At 56.4% G+C, this 18345-nt stretch carries 11 protein-coding genes, 1 tRNA gene and 3 pseudogenes; 7 read left to right on the forward strand and 8 right to left on the reverse strand.

Annotated elements, in window-relative coordinates:
- Positions 1-141 precede the first annotated feature (141 nt).
- Both AC097P_RS20625 and AC097P_RS20630 read right to left on the reverse strand, forming a co-directional pair.
- Positions 142-1314, reverse strand: coding sequence for an ABC transporter substrate-binding protein (locus AC097P_RS20625; RefSeq protein ID WP_479612312.1), 1173 nt, complete (start codon positions 1312-1314; stop codon positions 142-144).
- A gap of 94 nt (positions 1315-1408) precedes the next feature.
- On the reverse strand, positions 1409-3085 hold the full coding sequence (locus tag AC097P_RS20630) for a class I adenylate-forming enzyme family protein (RefSeq protein WP_479612313.1): 1677 nt from the start codon (positions 3083-3085) through the stop codon (positions 1409-1411).
- A 58-nt stretch (positions 3086-3143) separates the two neighbouring features.
- Here AC097P_RS20630 and AC097P_RS20635 point away from each other — a divergent pair, with 58 nt between their 5' ends.
- Positions 3144-4115 carry a helix-turn-helix transcriptional regulator gene (locus tag AC097P_RS20635; RefSeq protein ID WP_479612314.1) on the forward strand — a complete coding sequence of 324 codons (972 nt, stop codon included), beginning with the start codon at positions 3144-3146 and terminating at the stop codon, positions 4113-4115.
- Positions 4116-4328: 213 nt separating this feature from the next.
- Positions 4329-5657, forward strand: coding sequence for an MFS transporter (locus AC097P_RS20640; protein ID WP_479612315.1), 1329 nt, complete (start codon positions 4329-4331; stop codon positions 5655-5657).
- 398 nt (positions 5658-6055) lie between these two features.
- Here the strand turns inward: AC097P_RS20640 and AC097P_RS20645 are convergent.
- A tRNA-Leu gene (locus AC097P_RS20645) sits at positions 6056-6118 on the reverse strand.
- Positions 6119-7338: 1220 nt separating this feature from the next.
- Here AC097P_RS20645 and AC097P_RS20650 point away from each other — a divergent pair.
- A complete protein-coding gene (locus AC097P_RS20650) occupies positions 7339-9420 on the forward strand; it encodes a hypothetical protein (RefSeq protein ID WP_479612316.1) in 2082 nt (693 codons plus the stop codon).
- A gap of 2 nt (positions 9421-9422) precedes the next feature.
- Positions 9423-12188, forward strand: a complete 2766-nt coding sequence (locus tag AC097P_RS20655) for a tyrosine-type recombinase/integrase (protein ID WP_479612317.1) — start codon at positions 9423-9425, stop codon at positions 12186-12188.
- A 784-nt stretch (positions 12189-12972) separates the two neighbouring features.
- Here the strand turns inward: AC097P_RS20655 and AC097P_RS20660 are convergent.
- Positions 12973-13107: pseudogene (locus tag AC097P_RS20660) on the reverse strand (transposase); the annotation flags it as partial.
- Between the two features lie 131 nt (positions 13108-13238).
- Here AC097P_RS20660 and AC097P_RS20665 point away from each other — a divergent pair.
- Positions 13239-14191 (forward strand): annotated as a pseudogene (locus AC097P_RS20665) (IS3 family transposase); the annotation flags it as partial.
- Positions 14191-14532: pseudogene (locus AC097P_RS20670) on the forward strand (IS66 family transposase); the annotation flags it as partial. The pseudogenes AC097P_RS20665 and AC097P_RS20670, both read left to right, overlap by 1 nt.
- On the opposite strand, the gene AC097P_RS20675 reads toward AC097P_RS20670, so the two are convergent.
- Positions 14475-15757 (reverse strand): IS3 family transposase gene (locus AC097P_RS20675; protein ID WP_479612318.1). Its coding sequence is split into 2 segments (ribosomal slippage): positions 14475-15421 and positions 15421-15757, totalling 1284 coding nucleotides; the frame shifts between segments, so codons are not numbered across the junction. The pseudogene AC097P_RS20670 and the gene AC097P_RS20675 sit on opposite strands and share 58 nt — an antisense overlap.
- Before the next feature lie 156 nt (positions 15758-15913).
- Between AC097P_RS20675 and AC097P_RS20680 the strand changes: the two genes are divergently transcribed.
- A complete protein-coding gene (locus tag AC097P_RS20680; RefSeq protein WP_479612319.1) occupies positions 15914-16135 on the forward strand; it encodes a hypothetical protein in 222 nt (73 codons plus the stop codon).
- 222 nt (positions 16136-16357) lie between these two features.
- On the opposite strand, the gene AC097P_RS20685 is transcribed toward AC097P_RS20680, so the two are convergent.
- From AC097P_RS20685 to AC097P_RS20695, 3 genes are all read right to left on the reverse strand, one after another.
- Complete coding sequence (locus AC097P_RS20685; protein ID WP_479612320.1) at positions 16358-16645, reverse strand: hypothetical protein; 288 nt, start codon at positions 16643-16645, stop codon at positions 16358-16360.
- A 314-nt stretch (positions 16646-16959) separates the two neighbouring features.
- The gene (locus AC097P_RS20690) at positions 16960-17382 is read right to left on the reverse strand and encodes a DUF7684 family protein (protein ID WP_479612321.1); all 423 of its coding nucleotides are present in this window, start codon (positions 17380-17382) and stop codon (positions 16960-16962) included.
- Positions 17382-18345: RHS repeat-associated core domain-containing protein (locus AC097P_RS20695; protein WP_479612322.1), on the reverse strand; the 964-nt coding region annotated here is incomplete at its 5' end. The genes AC097P_RS20695 and AC097P_RS20690, both read right to left, overlap by 1 nt.

The raw sequence follows: 18345 nt of genomic DNA on the forward strand, positions 1-18345 counted from the left end.
CAAAGCGACCGGGCTTTGGGGTGAAAGGCGCGGAGGCGATCCCACACGAACCATCACCGCAGGCCGCGTGTTTTCACCCCAAAACCGCACGCGCTTTGCCCAGTCGCCAGGCCAACCGCATGCCAGGAACGTACCAGAAAATTACTTGGCCTTCCCAGGATCCTTAACATCCTTGATCACATCAAACTCCACGTTATGGAGTTGACCATCCTGCCGCTGGACCTTGCGCAGGTAGATGTTGTGCACCACGTCCCGCGTCTGGTTGTCAATGAACATAGGCCCCCGCGGACTCTCAAAAATCTGGCCCTTCATGGCCGCCAGCAACGCATCGCCACCGCCCTGCCCTTTGGTAGCCTTCAGTGCTTCGTAAATCACCCGCATGCCGTCGTAGCCACCAACCGCCATGAAGTTGGGCCGCATGCCCTTGTTGGCCTTCTGGAAAGCCTCAACGAACTTCTTGTTCGTGGCCGATGGGTGCGAAGCCGCATAGTGGTGGGAAGTGACCACGTTCAACGCACCATCGCCCATGTCATTCAACTGGTCGTCATCGGTCACGTCACCCGTGCCAATCAGCTTGATGCCGGCCTTGTCCATGCCGCGCTCCAAAAACTGTTTCATGACCGCAGCACCCGCGCCGGATGGCACAAACACGAACAGCGCGTCGGGTTTGGCATCACGCACCTTTTGCAGGAACGGCGCGAAGTCCGGGTTGCGCATGGGCACGCGCAGGGAATCCACCACCTGGCCACCATTGAACTGCAGCCGCTCGATGAAATACTTCTCGGCATCGATGCCCGGGCCGTAGTCACTGACCAGCGTCACCACTTTTTTGATGCCATTCTTGGGTGCCCAGTCGCCCATAGCGACGGAGGCTTGGGCCAGCGTGAAACTGGTGCGCACAATGTAGGGGGAGGCCTGGGTGATGCTGCTGGTTGCAGCGGCCATCACCACCATGGGTGTCTTGGACTGCGTGGCAATGGGGGCGGTAGCGAGGGCCGACGGCGTGATGCCGAAGCCCGCCAACACATCCACCTTGTCGTTGACCACCAGTTCTTGTGCCAGGCGCTTGGTCACGTCAGGGATGGTGGTGTCGTCCTTGATGATGAGCTGAATTTTCTTGCCGGCCACGGTGTCACCGTTTTGCGCCATGTAGAGCTTGGCGGCGGCTTCAATCTGGCGGCCGGTGCTGGCCTGTTGACCGGTCATGGGCAGAATCAGCCCGATCTTGAAAGCGCCACCGTCTGCTATTGATTGTGTAGCAGTAAACGTACTAAAAACGAGGGCTACAGCCATTATTACCTGTCGCTTTTGCATCGGGGGGGTCTCCGTTTTTTAGGTGGCGCGTCTCGGTTTGCCGCCACTATGCGTGTAAAGCCTTACGCATGCAATAGGGGTTTGTGACTGCGTGTTATACCAATAGTGAATAGCTTGCACCGACCGCAAGTTTTTGCACCACCTGTTCCCGCACGCTTCGGCGGAGCATCTTGCACAATGGGGAACGGGGTAGCTGGTCCATGAAGACTACCGCGTGTGGGAGCGCCTCCGGCGGCAGCTGCCCATGCAGGAATTCAAGCAGTTCCCGTTCGGACGGGGCATGCGGCCCAGGTTGCAAGCGGCGGTACTTTTGGCGAAGCACCACCGCAAGATACAGGCGCTGCTGGCGCTGAACCTCGACGGCAACCAAGGCAACCTCTTTTACTGCCGGGTGTTCATGCATGGCCTCTTCCACCGTGCGGGGAAACACCTGGACCTCGGTGTCGCCGCGGCGCACCGTGATGGCATCGACCTGACGTCCCAGAACGTACAAGTAGCCGTCGGCGCTCAGGTAGCCGGCATCGCCCATCAACAAGGGCTTGTTTTTCTGCGGGTCGCGGATGCCTGTGGGGGACCAGTATCCGACGAAACGGGTAGCGCTGTTGACGCGGATGGAGCCGACTTCCCCGGCCGACAATTCCCGCCCCAAGGCATCAACAACCTGCACCTGCACGCCGCGGGCCACTTTGCCAGAAGAGCGAAGCAGTTCAGGGTTGCTCGACTCCAGCGCTTTGCGATGGTCCGAGGCCGACAGCATTGCCACCGGTGGCAGGACTTCAGCGCTGCCGTACCCCTGCTGAAGGATGGGGCCGAAGTGCTGCAGGGCTTCCCGCAGCTTTGGAACCGGCATGCTCTCCGTGCCATAGATGATTTGGCGCAGCGAGCCAAGGCGCGCTAGATCGTCTGGGGGCAGGTCCAGCAGATCGATCAACTGGCTTGGCGTCAGGAACACGCGCACCACCCGGTAGCGCTCGATGTAGTGCACAAGGGTTGATGTTGCCCTGGACGGTGCGACCACCAGCGCCGTGCCGGACAGCAGCGCGGGCAGCACCAGGCCGCTGCCCGCGCCACCGAGGGGGATTGCGCTCATACAAGCGCCACCACTTACCGCGGGCGATGCCAGATCGATATTGCGGATCAACATCCTCAAGCTCGTGGCCTGGGCACCGTGACTTTGGGCCATGAGCTTAGGCGCCCCCGTGGTGCCCGACGTGGCAATGATGGCAGACACGCTGTCCTCAAGAATCGGCACGTCCGCGCATTGCGCCGGGCAGGCGTCCAACCATTCTTCGTATTGCGGTCCCACCAAAATCATGGGTACCGTCCGGTCGGTTGGGTCCGCGCAAGCCAGGGCCAGATCGCTACCTGGCGCGGCAATCACAAGGCAGGGGTGCACGGCGTTGAGCAGCTCAAGCACTTGCGCGGTAGCCGCGTACGCGGGCAGAAGCGCAGCGATGGCTCCGCACTCGTAGGCTGCGAACCGAATCTCGAGTTGCTCGTTGCCATCCTCAACCTGGTAGAGCAAGACCTTCCCCGGGCCCAAGCCCGCGGCACGCATCGCCTGGGCTAGGCGCAGGCTGCGCCCATGCAATTGGGCAAACGTCCAGACGCCACTTGCGGTGATTAATGCCGGTCTGGATGCGTAGTTGCGACAGGCCCAACGGACCACATCACGGGGTACGCGAAAACGACTGGCAATGAAGTATGCTAGCCAATAGGCGACCCGGCTGCGCAGATAGTGAAACACGCTCATCGTAGGTTTTTTGATCATCATGAGCACTACATAGTGCCCACTGTGTCGAACGATGGCTTGAATATTCCCGCCAGAAGTGGGCAAGCTCGATCAGGCGGCATTGGGCGGCTTTGAGATGCCAGTCCAACTCAAGATTGAAGAGCCCAAAAAAGTGGATGTCGTACACACCGCATTAAGCCTGTCGGCCAGGCGCCCGGCAACCGATCTGCAGGCACGTGGCCAGCGCCTGTCAGACTGGTGCTACCTCGGTACCCGAGCGTTTGAGGCGTCAAGGGCGCTCCTTTTGCAACAAGCGTCACAACCGTCTTTCCTGGAAATGGCACGCCGCGGCAATGCAACTGCCTTGGCCGCGGCCTCGCCCCTGGTGCGGCTGCTTTTAGCGTCGAGCGATGTGACCGATTTTGTCGGCCGATGGAATCGGCTCAATCAAGTTGTCACCACCCGGCACACCACCCAGTTGCGCCGGGTGGGTACCGATGTGATCTGCATTGAGTGCGGTGGTCAGACCGGCCCAATCGATCCGGTGCGAGGCCTGTTTATCGGCTCTGTGATTGCAGGCGTGTTCAGCCACATGGGTGGTGTGTCCGCCTATGCGGGCCTGGTGTTCCAGAACGGCGCGGTGAGCGGCGAATACAGCCCGCTCCCACAGAACCAGGTGCTGGAAATCGTCGCTTCTCCAACGCATTTCCTGCCCGTTCAGGGCAGTCCGGTGACCGACGACAAGGACCTGGCAATGCTGACACAGCGCATTCAAGAGGACCCCGGAGAGTCCTGGAGCATGACCGACGCGCTGCGCTTGTTGCCATATTCGGAACGCAGCCTCCAGCGCAGATTGGCCGCCGCGGCAATCTCCCTGCCTCTGTTGGTTCGGGCGGCACGGGTGCATACGGCCATCGGCTGTTTACTGGAGGGCCGGGAGAGTCTGACCGATATTGCACACCGCTGCGGGTTCTCGGATTCCGCGCATTTTTCCCGCGTGTTAAGCGTTGCTGCGGGCGTTGCGCCTCGAGATTTTCGGGCTATCGCACGCCGACGCAGCCCGGGTTGACGCCTGCGAAACCGAGCACTGCCAACGGTTTCTTTTGCTTACAAAGTGGCGGCGATATACAAGTTTTTCTTGTACGCCCGGCGAGAATCAATTTCACGGCTGCAACGAGAGACGACTTTGTCGTCGGGCCGGTAGAGCGCATTCCCGTGAACTCAAAAAGATGGGCGAGACAAGCATGAAGATTCTGCGCATACGTGGCGCCCTGTTACTGAAATGAACGCGGCACGACTTTCTCTCGCCACCAAACTTCACTACTCCGTAGGGCAGGTTGGTTGTCAGATGCTCGGCTCGGCCATCAGCTTCTTTCTTTTGATTTTCTACACCGATGTTGCCATGGTGGCGCCGGCCGTGGCGAGTTCAGCCTTGCTGATAGGCAAGGTGTGGGACGCCATCAACGACCCGCTCTTCGGCTATATGGTCGACCGCACGCGTTCCCGCCACGGGCGCCGACGGGTGTACTTGATCTATGGCGCATTGCCGCTTGCCGGGCTGGCCGCTGCGGTGTGGATGGTTCCATCGGGTTTGTCGCCGGTCATGGCGTTCGTCTGGATTGCAGTTACCTACACGCTCTTCGACACAGCGCTAACGCTGGTGCAGTTGTCCTATTCGGCCATGTCCGCCGAAATGACCACGGACTATGACGAACGCACCAGCCTCACCGCATTCAGCTCCATTGGGGCATTGCTGGGATTTGTACTGGGCAGCGTGGCGATGCCCATGATCGTCAAATCGGCCAGCAACACGCACGCGGGCTACGCGATGGCGGGGGCGATCTTTGGTGTAACCGCAGGCGCCTGTATGGGATGGGTGGCATGGCGGGTGCGTGAGCCCCACGCCGCGGACACGGGCCCATCCGATGACTCCACGCCCTGGTCTGGGATGCGCGCCGCACTGCATAGCCGGCCCTTTGCCTTTCTGGCCTTAGGTTGTGGTCTGGCACGGTTGGGGCTGACCCTGGCTACCGGGGCTATGGCCTATTTTGTCGTGTACCAGTTACGGGGCTCTAAGGACGATGTGCCTAAGTACCTCGGAGGGATGTTGGGCGTGGTGGCGCTATCCATTCCGATGTGGAGGTATTTCGTCAGCCGCTGGGAAAAGAACACCGTCTACATGGCCGCGCTGACCCTGGCCGCATTCGGCTTCGCCTGGATGTTTTGGCTCACTGCGGACAAACCCAGTTCCATGTGGGGTGCCGTCACGCTGGTAGGGTTGGGCATGGGTGGGCACTGGGTGGTGCCGTACTCCATGTTGCCCGACGCGGTGGACTTCGCGCATGGAGCGGGGCAAGACCGGCAGACCGGCATGTTTTATGGTTTGTTTGGACTGGCGGACAAATTGGCCCGCACGGTCGCTACCGCAGCCATTGGATGGATCTTGCAGGCCACCCACTACGTACCCAACATCGCGCAGTCGCAAGAGTCGCTGCTCGGTATTCGCCTGGTTGCAGGCCTGCTGCCCGCCATCTTCCTGGTTCTGGCGCTGCCTTTGTTGTGGGCCTACCCCATCACCCGAGCGCAGCATATGCGTGCTCGGGCGCAATGACCTGAGTGGCCCCCGCAGACTTCATCGGATTTGTCTACAACATCGAAAAGGCATTCGCTCGGACACACAGGTGCGAATTGTGTTCTTCACAGCCGTCGTCCACCAAGACCGCAACTCGCTTTACAGAAATTCTCTGGCCTACTTGTGGACAAGTCTGGCAAATAGAAGTTTGGGTAGCGCAGATATTGGACCACATGAGATCGCCTGTTCGAAGGCACCGAAATACACTACACGTCTCTAGCGATTGACCTGCTCAGACATTTGGTGCCGGCAAAAATGATCACATACCCAATGGTCGTTCAATGCCCATCCATTTTCTGTGACGTCACAAACCTCGTCACAAATGCAAAACGCCCTCACTGGGAGGGCGTTTTCTCAACGTAAGTCGTTGATTTCATTGGTTGCGAGAGAAGGATTTGAACCTCCGACCTGGGTTATGAGCCTGCCATTTTCTCTATGCATACAGAGAGATTTCTTTAGATCTTGCAAGTGGCCAAACGGCGTGATCCATACAAATCAAGGACTTAGCGAAGTTGACTGTGACACCGTTTAACACCCAATACCCCTGATGCAGAACATCCGTCACATCGGCCCGCCAAAAAATCCCGCGAAGTTGATCCCGTACAGCCCCCTTGTTTGAGACCATAAGGTCAACCGATCACGATATAGAACTCCGCGCTCGCACGGTCGCAGCAGCCCAACAGATACGTGCATTTCGGATCGCAGCACAATCTCGCAGCAACAGAAAGGCTCCTTAAGAGTTTCTTACCGCCCAACTCTTCCCCAAAAATATCTGCCATACTTCAGGTGTGAGATCGGTAGGGCCGGTCGGACTTCAACTTGTTGACAACGGGTTGATGTGTATCAGAAGGGTTCACAACGAACTGACGCATCAGTAGTCACAGCAAACTGCACAGGAGAATTCAACATCTAATTTCTCCATGCGGCATTCTTCTATTACGGCAACGCTCACCACTTTCATGGATAGCGGGCCAGGCGATTTGACAAACAGGGCTCGCGCCTCGTTGAGCAGTTATGTTTGCAACGCAATGAATTTAGTGCCAGAATGCGCCCACGTGCAGCTTATTGTTGATTCCCTTGAATCGCAGTTAGTCTATCCATAGCAGTCTTAACCTTTTGTCGGTTCATGAGATCGGCGAGCACTACTACTAAGGTATCCTGAGGGCACCGACGGCCGACCGCAAGTTGGAGAACTATCAAACATGCCGGGTTGAAATCTACGCGAAAGCATGATGACGACCCAGCGAGCATAGGCGTTTTATAACGCAAGATTGGTTGCCATCATTGGCAACTACCCCTTACAAAGGTCCAGGGTATCTAAATACCTAAAGACAACTTAGGGCACAGTCCCGGAGTCCGACTATTGATTGTGTGTTGCCGTTTTGCGGCAGATATGCGATCGAGCTTATTTTTCAAAACATGACGACCGATTGGGGTGCGATACCACCCGATCGGTCGCTCCTTCAGGGCGGCCCCATTCACCGCCCGAACAAAGTCACGTCTGAACCTTGGCATTAGCCGAGCACGCGTGTACACGCTTCCTTCTTTCTTGAGTTCGCCGCTTCTTTACCCGAGCCACGGGTGGCGCACTCTTACGACTTCAGTTAGTGGCAATGGGGTGACACGCGAATGGGGCGGGGCACAAAAAGCTGGAGAAATCATGAGAACTGACCAAACTGAACAACTCATTAGCCTGCCCACGTCTATTCCGCCTGAGAAGGGGATGGAACGCGATGTTTTCTGTCAACTGACTGCGCTTGCCCCTTCGCCGCACGGGGGCCCTTGCAGCTACAACGCTGCCAAAGGGATTCGAATCTGCATTGACAACGCGATATCCGCTATTGATTCGCCAAACGGTGAAGTACTTGCCACACAAAGCTCGTTCGCCGCGCTGGAGATTCATTTGAAGCAAAGATTGGATGCGGCTCACTGTGCGGACACATTCAGCGCTATAGCACGGACCAAAGTACGCCACCCCGAGTGGCATCTTTTGGCCAGCATTGGCAGCAAAAGACGGACCCACAGACTGTGCACCCTGTACGTCGGGTTGAAGGTCCTCCTGGCGATACGCGCGGGCCGGCCCCTCAGCAAAAGCACCATCAGCCGCGCAGAAAAGCTGGCAAAGGAGGATGACTTGACCGCCGAGCAACTACATGCGCTTCTGCACGGCATGGCGCCTGAACAAGCTTTGGGCCAAAGTTGGCCCCGCGACCTTTGTCGATCCTGGCGAGATGCCATGCGCTACTTCTCTACCGACGGAAGTCCGCCTCCACCCTCTGTTAAAGAGCGCGTTGCCGGACAGATGTTGGATGCAGCGTTGTACGCCACCGCATCCCGGCGAGCAGGTGCCCGCTCCCATCGCCAATTCAGCAAATCTCAACTGCACCATAGCCTGTTGCATATCGGTATGCTGCACGAACAAGACAGGCTGCAAGGTGCGTTGGGTGTACTCGTGTGCATCAGCACATTTTCTGTTGACGTGGTGGCAGAGCTACGGCTCAAGTCCAACTCCCTGGATGCAGGATGGTGGGCAGAGATTGATATTCAAAAGGGGACACTGACGGTGGACTACAGCTTCATTGTGCATGAGGCCTCTGCACCCATCCAAGGGGCCGTCCCGGCCTCATACATTTGCACACGACCTCTCCCGGTGACGTTGGTTGGAAGTCTTAGCAAGCGGGCAAAGCTCTATCCTCACGCCTGCACGCTCAAGGAGCTTTTCCCAGACGAGACCGTACCGGCCTACGACTGCCTGGTATTTCCATCCAAAGACCAGATTCAACCGACCTGGGCGCGGCTGCGCCGCATCATCGGAACATTCCTCCGAGAAGCCGGCATGGACAACCTGCTTGCCAGTGTCGTCAGTGGTGACCTCACGCATGTTCCGCGAAGCAAGCTGTATTACGCATGCGTCACCGTCGACGAGGTCGCCAATGCGTTTACGCATTTCTACAGGCTTGCTGGTTGGTCGGAGCCCGCGCTGATGCCGAAAGAGACTCTGGCCTTTGGATGCCAGGTTGTCCCCACCATGGAGTCCTTAGAGCTCTTGGATCAGCACTGGCAAGAAAGAGTGAAGGACAGCCAGCCGGGCAAACACTGTTCCGTTGCAAACCTGCTCACGTTTCATAACAACTTTGTGTCTTGGACTGGGATGCGGCTGTCACTGCTGTTGGCCTTGCGTGAGTTCAATGAACTTACCGTTCTCGCAGACATCGACGAACGTAACGACCGCTGGGTTCCCATCCACGACAAACACGTGCCGGGCGATCACGGGGCTATGCCAGTCCCATTGGCCGTTTGGGTTCAACAAACCATTCGAAGTGTTCGTGTCCACAGCAAGGCGATGCAATCCCGCTTATACATGGCGGGATTAAAAGACAGTGACCTGGCACGGTGGTGCGCTTCCGTCGTGCAATGCCAACCAGTGCCCTTGCTATGCGTTGCCGCCAGTGCGTCCAATATCCGCCCCCTAGGCACCGCCGACTTCATCCACGACGAAGACATCAGAAAGCTTGTGCCTCCCGATTTTGGTCGCAAGGCAATGGAAAACCTACTGCGCGCACATGGCCTACGCGCCAGTGAGATCGACGCGATTCTGCGCCATGCACTGCAAGGTCAAACGACCAATTGTGTAACTAGTGACTCTGCTCCCCTGGTGCGATGGAGGCGAGCCAATCTGGCCATTACCAAGATAGCCGTCTCCATTTTTAAAGAAGTTGGCTTCGGCCTTGCGAAGGAATAGTCATGGCAGCAAAAGTAAAACTCTCGAACGCTGGATTTCAAGTTCAGCAATTTCAGGATCAACCCACTCGCTGGGGCGTCAGCTCGGAAGTATTCAAGCGCCAGACGCGATTCATCCATTTCATCCGTGAAAGCATGGCTTGCAAATCAGACGCACCAGGATGCTTGGCTGCGCGGATGGTCGCCATCGACGGCATCAAGCCCAGCCATATCGACGCGATGGATATCCAGAGCGCCACGCCTTACCGAACAGCCCACGGTATTGCTATCGATTGGCTGGCATTGGAGCCCATGCGTTGGGAGCGGCGCCTACTGTCTTCCATCACGCTGAACGCTTGGCCTGGCCAGCAGCTTGCAATCGCGGGGCCTTGCGTATCTCCGTTTCCGCCGCTTGCGACGAACCTATGCTCCGAACTGGAAAAATGTCTCGTAGCATTCGAGTCCTACCGACACGAAACGTCTCCATTGCAAGAACTTGAACTGGACGCTATGTGCTGGTGGCACGAAGCTCTCCCGTCTTCACTGTTTGGCCACTGCAGCGAGACGCTGATTCTCTCGGCGTTGCCAAGAAGCGCTTTAGCCCGGCTTGAGTGCGGACTTGCCCTCGCGCCCACCGATGCAGTCGATGGCACTTTCAACGACACGGGGGTTGCCAGTGATTTAGTTGATGCTGCAATGGTCAGCCAGGGGCCCGACAGCAGTACTGCACTGATAGATACCGTTTTAGACATTCTCAAAGAATCTAAGTCGGAAATCGATGGCGTGAACAAGCGGCACTGGTCCGCCGAGATTCAAAAACTCACTAGCAGGGCCATCAACGCCGGGCCTCGGACGGCCTTGCTGTTGGCCTGGGCCGCCGATATGTGTGAATCGGGAACCATCGAGCAACACAACCCGGCTGATTCAACTGTGAGTGCGTACATCCGACGTGCGTTAATGCCCTTGCACCAAGTTTTGATCGGTCTGTCCGATGAGCTTGAAAGCAGGGAATGGTGCGCCGAGAATTTGCGCATGCGCTACCAGCAGCTAGTTGCCAGTCAATCGACGGGCAACCAGGCTACGATGCGGGCAGCATTGACAAACTTCCACCATTTTCTAGTGACCTGGTTGGATATTGAAGCCCTTACGGCTCCGTTACCGGGCAACACCTCTTCCGCGCGGGTAGGGGCACAGATTGTCTGGCAGCATGAACTGGATTTGGCAATGCAGTGGGCGGCGGAGTATGACGACAGTAGCATGGGTATGGCCGCGCAAATTATCTTGGGAATCGCCTTCGAAGCGCCAGCTCGAGCTCAAGAACTGACTCGGCTGCGCATGTGCAACCTGTCATTTTCCAAAGATCAAAAAGGTGAATTCGCCGAGATAGAGATTGCACGCCATGCTGCCACTGGACGCCTCAAGACGCCCAGTAGCCAACGCCGACTCCTGATTCGTGGACCGACCTTGCTTGCGCTTCTCGCTAATTGGCTTGCGCTACGCGAAGGGCAAGGGGCTCCCAGCAGCGCCTTTCTCTTTGGAGATCCCAACAATGACAGAGAACGCTACCGACCGGCAGCTACTTTGGCCTTGGTATCTCGATTGCTCAAGGCCGTCACCGGTGACTCCCGTATTAGTGTGCATACCTTGCGACATACCGCCGTTAGCAATTTGATCAGCGAGGTGTGGATGAATATGTCTGATGTTGACATCAACCTCATCGAAGTCGTTGCGGCCCATGCCGGTCATGCTTCAGGGCTAACAACCCTATGTACCTACTCTCATCCGTATGAACACGCACTACGCACCTGGCTGGACCAAGCGCTACGCGAACATGTGGAAATATCGAGTCAAGTAGCAGCGGACCTCTTAAACCTGAAGTCTGACACGCTGCGTAAACATGCATCGCGAACCGCGAAGGACGTCAGCGAGTATTCATGGGACGTATTGCTGCAGTTAGCAAAGGAAATGGCTGCGCAACGCGCGTCGTTGCCAAACAGCTGGCGTACCCCGTTGCGGCCGCCGAGCGCCCCTTCACCCGCCAGAGAACTCACTGTCAGCGTGATGGAGTCCGTGCTAAGTGAAACGCTTAACGGCGTGTCCATTGCTTCGCTGGTGCGGCGCTACCAGCTTGACGAACAAGCCTTGGATACCTCGTTGACCACGCTGGTCGTCAAATGCAATGCGCAAGCAGCACGGGCTTTTCCTCGAAAGGAGTCGAGCCATTCAGCACCCCGTCTCAAGCTTGCCTCGTCGCTTACAGCTCTCGGTATCGATTTTGAGCGCCGCAGCCAATCCAAGTACCACGCACTTACGGAGGGCCTGGACGGACGCATTGAGGACTCCCAATTGTTGCGAGGGCTAGAGAGTTGGGAGCGGTGCTATCGGGGCATCTATGTGGCCGCTGAAACACCATCTGAAGTGTTGGGCCTGCTCTCTCTATTGAAGTTGGTAAATGTTGACCCCGCCGCACTGAGGGTCTGCATGCAATCTGCGGCGCAGACTGAAATGAACGATAGCGACGAAATGTCGGATCCGGCGGCTGAGGTTAACGCTTTTGACAGTAGCTCCCTGGTACTGCGCGAGAAGATCAAGCGGGTGTTTGAAGCTGTATTCAGCTTGACCCCCCAAATAACTCCAGTGCGCATAAACCGCGATGTACCTCTGGCCTATCTTCGTTGGGATTCGGGTACAAATGCGGGGCGAGCAGCGGGCACAACGGCCGGGCTTAGCGCCTACATGATTTGCATTCGCGCATACCTAATCTACAAGGAGTCTCTGAAGTGCCACTGAGAGAACATCGCGTAGGCGGACGGCCCTTTGCCGCCATCGGTGCGTCCCTAAACACCAGGTCATGGGAATCACGACTGCAAGCTCTTTGGTCTGAACTGCTGACGGACGTGCCCTGTCTTAGGGAACTGAAAGCCAGTGTGCTTGAACTGCGATATGCAGCTACACCTAACGGCGTGGACCTCAATGTTTTCTTACTTGAGTCGCCACAATGGCAATTGCCATCTCTAACCGAAGATGAAGAGAGTAAAGACCTTTTCATACAGGATGTCGAACGAGCCGTGCGATCCCAGCAAGGCATTGAAGATCGAATCACGTTGGCAATTGGGCCTGCTCTAAATCCAATGGGACAACCGGATGTCGTCGAGATTCGGCAACGCCTGAAGATACCTCGAGGGCAACGCAGGGTAGTTCTTTGGACTTCGCCAAAGGCTACAACCTTGCCACTCTTCGATCTACCAAGATTCTTGCCCCTGGCAGGACAGCAGTCAGTCCTCGTTCGGGTCACTAAGCTCACTACGCTTTGGGCGGACGTAAGGCTTTGCGAGGATCTCCATCTTGCGCCACCCTACTTCATCCAGCGCGGGGCTGCAATGGTACTAAAACGCTGTGGGGATCACCAGCAGCCTGATACTGGAGTTCGACTGGCATATGCCATGGATTCACACCATCCTCTGGCGATTGTGGTCGCAGTCGTGCTTGAATGGGACACCGGGGAGCCTCACTGCCTAGAGTTGCTTGACTTTGTTGAGGGGTTGCCAATAAATGCCTCGTTGTTGTGAATGTCGCCAAACTTGCTACGCCAGAGGTAATAGCTGGCCTTAGAGAAGTTGTGCCGCCGGCACAACTCGGCTACCGCCAAGCCTGCTTCCGCTTTGCGCAGGAAGCCAATGTTCTGTTCTCCTGAAAATCTCTTTTTCACGGTCCAATCTCCTGTTAAATGGAATTGGACTCCAGAATCACCTGCTACTCAAATCTGGGGGTAATCCCCCCGATAAACCCCCGATAAACCAAAGGGCGGAGAAGTAGAATTTTCTATGAAGGAAGTTCTACGTGAAGAAGTCGAGATTTACGGACAGCCAAATCATGGCTGCCTTGAAGCGTGTTGAAGCCGGTCTGCCGGTCCAGGAGATCTGCCGCGAGCTAGGCATCAGTTCCGCTACGTTCTATAAGTGGCGCGCCAAATTCGGCGGTATGGACGCCTCCATGATGACGCGCATGAAGGAGCTCGAAGACGAGAACCGGCGCCTGCGCAAGATGTATCTTGAAGAGAAGCTCAAGGTCGAAATCGCCAACGAGTACCTCACAAAAAAGTAACCCGGCTGTCTCGCAGTCGCGAGATGGCCAAAGAGGTCGTGCATCAACGTGGGCTGACCATACGGGTAGCCTGCAAGATGTTCTCGATCAGCGAGTCCTGCTACCACTACCAACCCAAACATGACGCCCAGAATGCGCTCATCGCCGATTGGTTGATCCGCCTGACGGATAACTATCGCAACTGGGGATTTGGCCTGTGCTACCTGTATCTGCGCAATGTCAAAGGCTTTGGCTGGAACCACAAGCGCGTGTACCGCATCTACCGTGAGTTGGAATTGAACCTGCGCATCAAGCCCAGGAAGCGCCTGGTGCGCGAGAAGCCCGAGCCGCTGAGGGTGCCAGAGGCCATCAATCAGGTCTGGTCAGTGGACTTCATGCACGACAAGCTCGAAGACGGCAGGAACCTGCGGCTGTTCAATGTCATAGATGATTTCAATCGCGAGGCGCTGGGCATTGAAGTGGATTTTTCGTTGCCGTCTGAACGCGTCATCCGGGCCTTGAAGCAAATCATCTCCTGGCGCGGCAAACCGCAGGTGATCCGCTGCGACAACGGGCCGGAGAATATAAGCGGGAATGTACATAATTGGGCTAAGGAATGGGGCATCCGATTTGAGTACATTCAACCTGGCAAGCCTCAGCAGAATGCCTATGTCGAACGGTTCAACAGGACAGTTCGCTACGAATGGCTAGTGCCACGGCCAAGGCGATTGACTACAGCCTAAACCGCTGGGAGGCATTGACCGCCTATTTGGACAATGGTGAGGTGCAGATCGACAACAACCATATTGAAAATTTGATGCGCCCATGGGCGATGGGGCGAAAGGCATGGCTCTTCGCCGGCAGTGAGCTGGCAGGTCAACGTGCTGCCATGGTGATGAGCTTGCTGCAATCAGCGAAACTGCACGGCCATGATCCGTGGGCTTACCTGAAGGACGTGTTGACTGATCTTGCCCCCATATCTCCGGACCCGTGCTATTCGCAATTTAGCGTCATATCCGTTGTGGACTCTGATCGCGCCTGTGCGGCCTGATGCCGCCTGAACTCCCGAGGTGAGCGCATTTTCAACGATGAGTGCGGGTGTACCTCGTTGAAGTGCTCGAATGCTGCTGGTAACTGCGCAAATACTGTGGCGGCATCGCGCAAGTCCATCCGAACTACGTAATCACGCTTGAATGTGTTGACGAAACTCTCGGCCATACCATTACTCTGTGGGCTGCATACCGGCGTGTTGACCGGCGTCAGCCCCAATGATCGGGCCAGCGCCCGCGTATCGGCAGCGATATAGGCGCCGCCGTTGTCACTAAGGAATTCCAGTCGGTGATCTTCAGGAACAGATTCCAGCGCTCCGGAGCGTCTCTCCACCGCCTCAGTCAGTATCTCGCGCACCGGCTCGCCCGCTAGCCCCTTGCCCTCCCATGCACGCCAGGCCATTACCTCGCGGTCGCAGCAGTCCTTCGCAAACGTGGCAGTCACCGTCTGGCCCGAATCGCACTTGATCTCAAGGCCGTCAGAGCACCACCACAGGTCACTGCGGTTGACGGCGACCTGCCCGTCGTGCACACGGCTCGATTGGCGCCTGCGTGGTGCCTTGGGCAGCAGCAGGCTGGCCCGGGCCATTACACGGTAGACCCGCTTGGGATTGACCTGCGCACGCCCCTGGGCTGTACGCTGGCGATTGACCAACGCACACGCACGCCGATAACCGTAGCTGGGCAACTCGGCGATCTGCCCCTGGATCTCATCGAGCAACTGCGCATCACCCGCTGGTGTGCGGCCCTTTCGGCCATCGCGCCAATCACCACTGCGATGGTGTAGTTCGTGAACATGCGAGCGCGCCACCCCCAGAACCCGGCAGACCGTCTTCATTGGTCTTCCCTGGGTTGCAAGGGCGAGCGCGCAATCCACTTTTTTTCTGCGGCGTACTCCATGGCTTCCTTGAGGATTTCGTTCTCCAGGGTCTTCTTGCCCAAGACCCGCTGCAGCTTGGCAATCTCGGCTCTAGCAGCTGCCAGTTCAGACGCCGGTACAACCGCCTCGCCAGCCGATACTGCGGTCAACGCACCCTGACGCTCAAGCTTTCTCCACAGGAACAAGAGGCTGGCCGCCACACCCTCCTGGCGAGCCACCAGAGATACGCTCATTCCTGGTTCGTATGTGCGCCGCACCAGTGCCGCCTTCTCTGCCAGGGACCAGCGCCTGCGGCGCTGGTCTTTAAAGATAACTTCAACAGAATCCGTATGACTAGTCTTATTCACTGTCCTTCTCCTATCTCCAAAGATAAGCGATAGAACAGGTCCGGGGAATCAGGGGGCTATCTCATTGACCAGGCTACCTGGCCAAATGAACAGCCGAATTGACGAGTTGCTGCCGCATCGCTGGCGGCCTGGCGACTGGCAACAGAATACTGGCGCATGAAGAGCATTGAAGCACTGATCGCCAGCGGTGGTGACATCACGATTGGCGCGTTCTTCCCGATTGAATGCGCAGCTACTGTCGCTGACGGCCTCAACACCGTGGCTATGCTCGTTCGCCGTGACGGCGAACCGCTGAACGCGCTGCTCAAGCGGCTCGACAAAGCCATCGGAATGTTTTACGACCACGATGAAGTAGTCGACGAGATAAACGGTGGATGACTCAGGCCATGCAGTCAAGACGGTATGGCTGGACGCTTACGCAAGAAGGCAACGTAGGCCAGCAAACCCAGCGGCTAAAAACAGAAGCCACCTGGAACCCCAGCTTTAGCAGCTAAGGGGTTGCGGTGGCTTTTTTATTTCTTTATGAATAGAGAAACTGGCCGCTAGCTCTCGTGAATATTGCGTGAGAAGCTATGAGTTTGATAAAAAACAGGCGCTAACTCACTCAGCCTCGAAGCGTCTTATGAGGGCCTCAAGTTCAAGCAGCGAGTTTTCAATAGCGGCTTTATCGGCTACGGTCAACCCCCTTTTCGCATCCAGTGCTACGGCGTTCACCTGCTCCATAGACAACACGATGGGGAAGACCGCATCTTTCCACGCTTCGACGCCAAGCACGTCGCCAATGCCCTCGATACGTTGAATGAGGGCATTCAAGCCAAGCACACCTTCGCGGTAGTCACTGACCAGTCGGCGTAACACCACCACCTGCCGAGCAAAGAGTTCATCCATTGCGTGTGCCTTTATCTGGGAATGACCGTGACCACCCGCCCGCCGTTGCCGGTGACGACGGTCACGCCATTCGAGCCGGTATGAACTGTCGTGCCGGGTGTATTTCCCGGTGACGGCGTGCCGTTCTGAATCGCATCCTCAACCGCAGAAGGCGGAACACCTCGGCCCTGCATTCGGTCAAGCGCGTGGCCTGAATAATCGCGACCACCGATGCTTGTCGGCTCGTTGGTGCCCGGCTTAACTTCGATAGGACTGCCTCGCTGCCCAGTCGGCGTGCTCGGGTCCTTATCTCCACTGTCTGCCCCAATAATGCATCACCGAACTGACGCTTCAACACGGATCGCTTCCAACAAATCAGCAAAAAGAGCCTCATCAGCGTACCCAACACAACACCGCACTTGCTCTTCACCGGGTAGTGCAGCGTTGACCAAGAACCATGCAACGTCTTCAATCTGCTCTCCCTCATGCGACGCTGTCACAACGCTCAGGCAGTCCCCTCCAGTTCCTTCGAGCATTTCATCAAGGGCATCATGAATTTCCTCGGCAGTTGCACCCAAAGTCATAAAGTACGTACAGCCACTGGAAATAAGGCTATCGACCAAATTACCCAAGTAAGTTTTTGGAATCAACACATCCGAAACAAGCAGACAGACAGTAGGCATTTTGGGCAGTGGGCCATTTAAGGGCATGCCTATCTTGAACATGTGAAGGTCACAGTTTGGCAAGTTTGTGTTCATTAGGGTCTTCCACGCAATATTCTGCTTATGTTGTTCTGAAATGTCCTGATTTCGGTTTCCAAGTGTCTAATACGTGCGGCCTGCTGGCTCTCAATTGCCTGTGGAGATTGCCCTTCCATACCAGGTCGAACCGTTGGGTTGTCCTTAAAAGCGGCGAGCTTTTCCTCATGCTCTGCAATTCTTTTCTCTAACGAGTCGATGGCCTTTTGCTCTGATCGACTTAAATTCCCATGACCATTGTCATCTGGATCGGGCGACCCACCGGCTACGGCTGAGGTATTTGTATTGTCTGCCCCGGGGTCTGCCGAGGGCTTATCTGTGTCAGGTTTAGCTGGTGCACCCGGCTCCTTATCTTTGGAAGAATCGACATTGAGCGCAGTTTGAAAAAATGCAATAAGCCCAAGACCACATTTTGGACTTGCAAGGCATTCCCGTATGCCGTGCTTAATAAGTTCTGCTCTCCCTCCTCCAACGTTAATAAAGCCAGGATCCCGGCTGCATCCGGATCCCCCATCAGAGCACGAAGGTAAATTCCTTCTTTTACCGAAAACTTCCACTGGAGTTGGACTGCCATCTGGTTTGGCTAAAGGTCGAAGGTTCTCCGTGGCGTGCGGTTCTCTACTATTGTTGTTTTCGTTATTATTGTTGCTTCTGTTGCCGCTGTCCCCATTCTCGCCGCCATTGTCAGAGCCGTCACCCCCTCCGCCATTACCACCAGCGTCCAGAAGGTGCTGAACGGTCGTGGTCACTAGATGCCCAGTCGGATCGGTAGTCGTCAACGGGTTATTCCAAACATAGGCATACCGGTTGAACGACTGCAGTTCCGTGGGCGCCTGAATGATGTCATCAGCACTCATGAACCTACCGATAAGCGGATCATAAATACGCCCATTCATATGGATGACCCCCACCTCATCCAGGTGTTCGTGTTCGGTATATCCCCGATCCGTGTTCTTGCCCACG

It is taken from the genome of Rhodoferax sp. ZS1R8 (assembly GCF_056521325.1).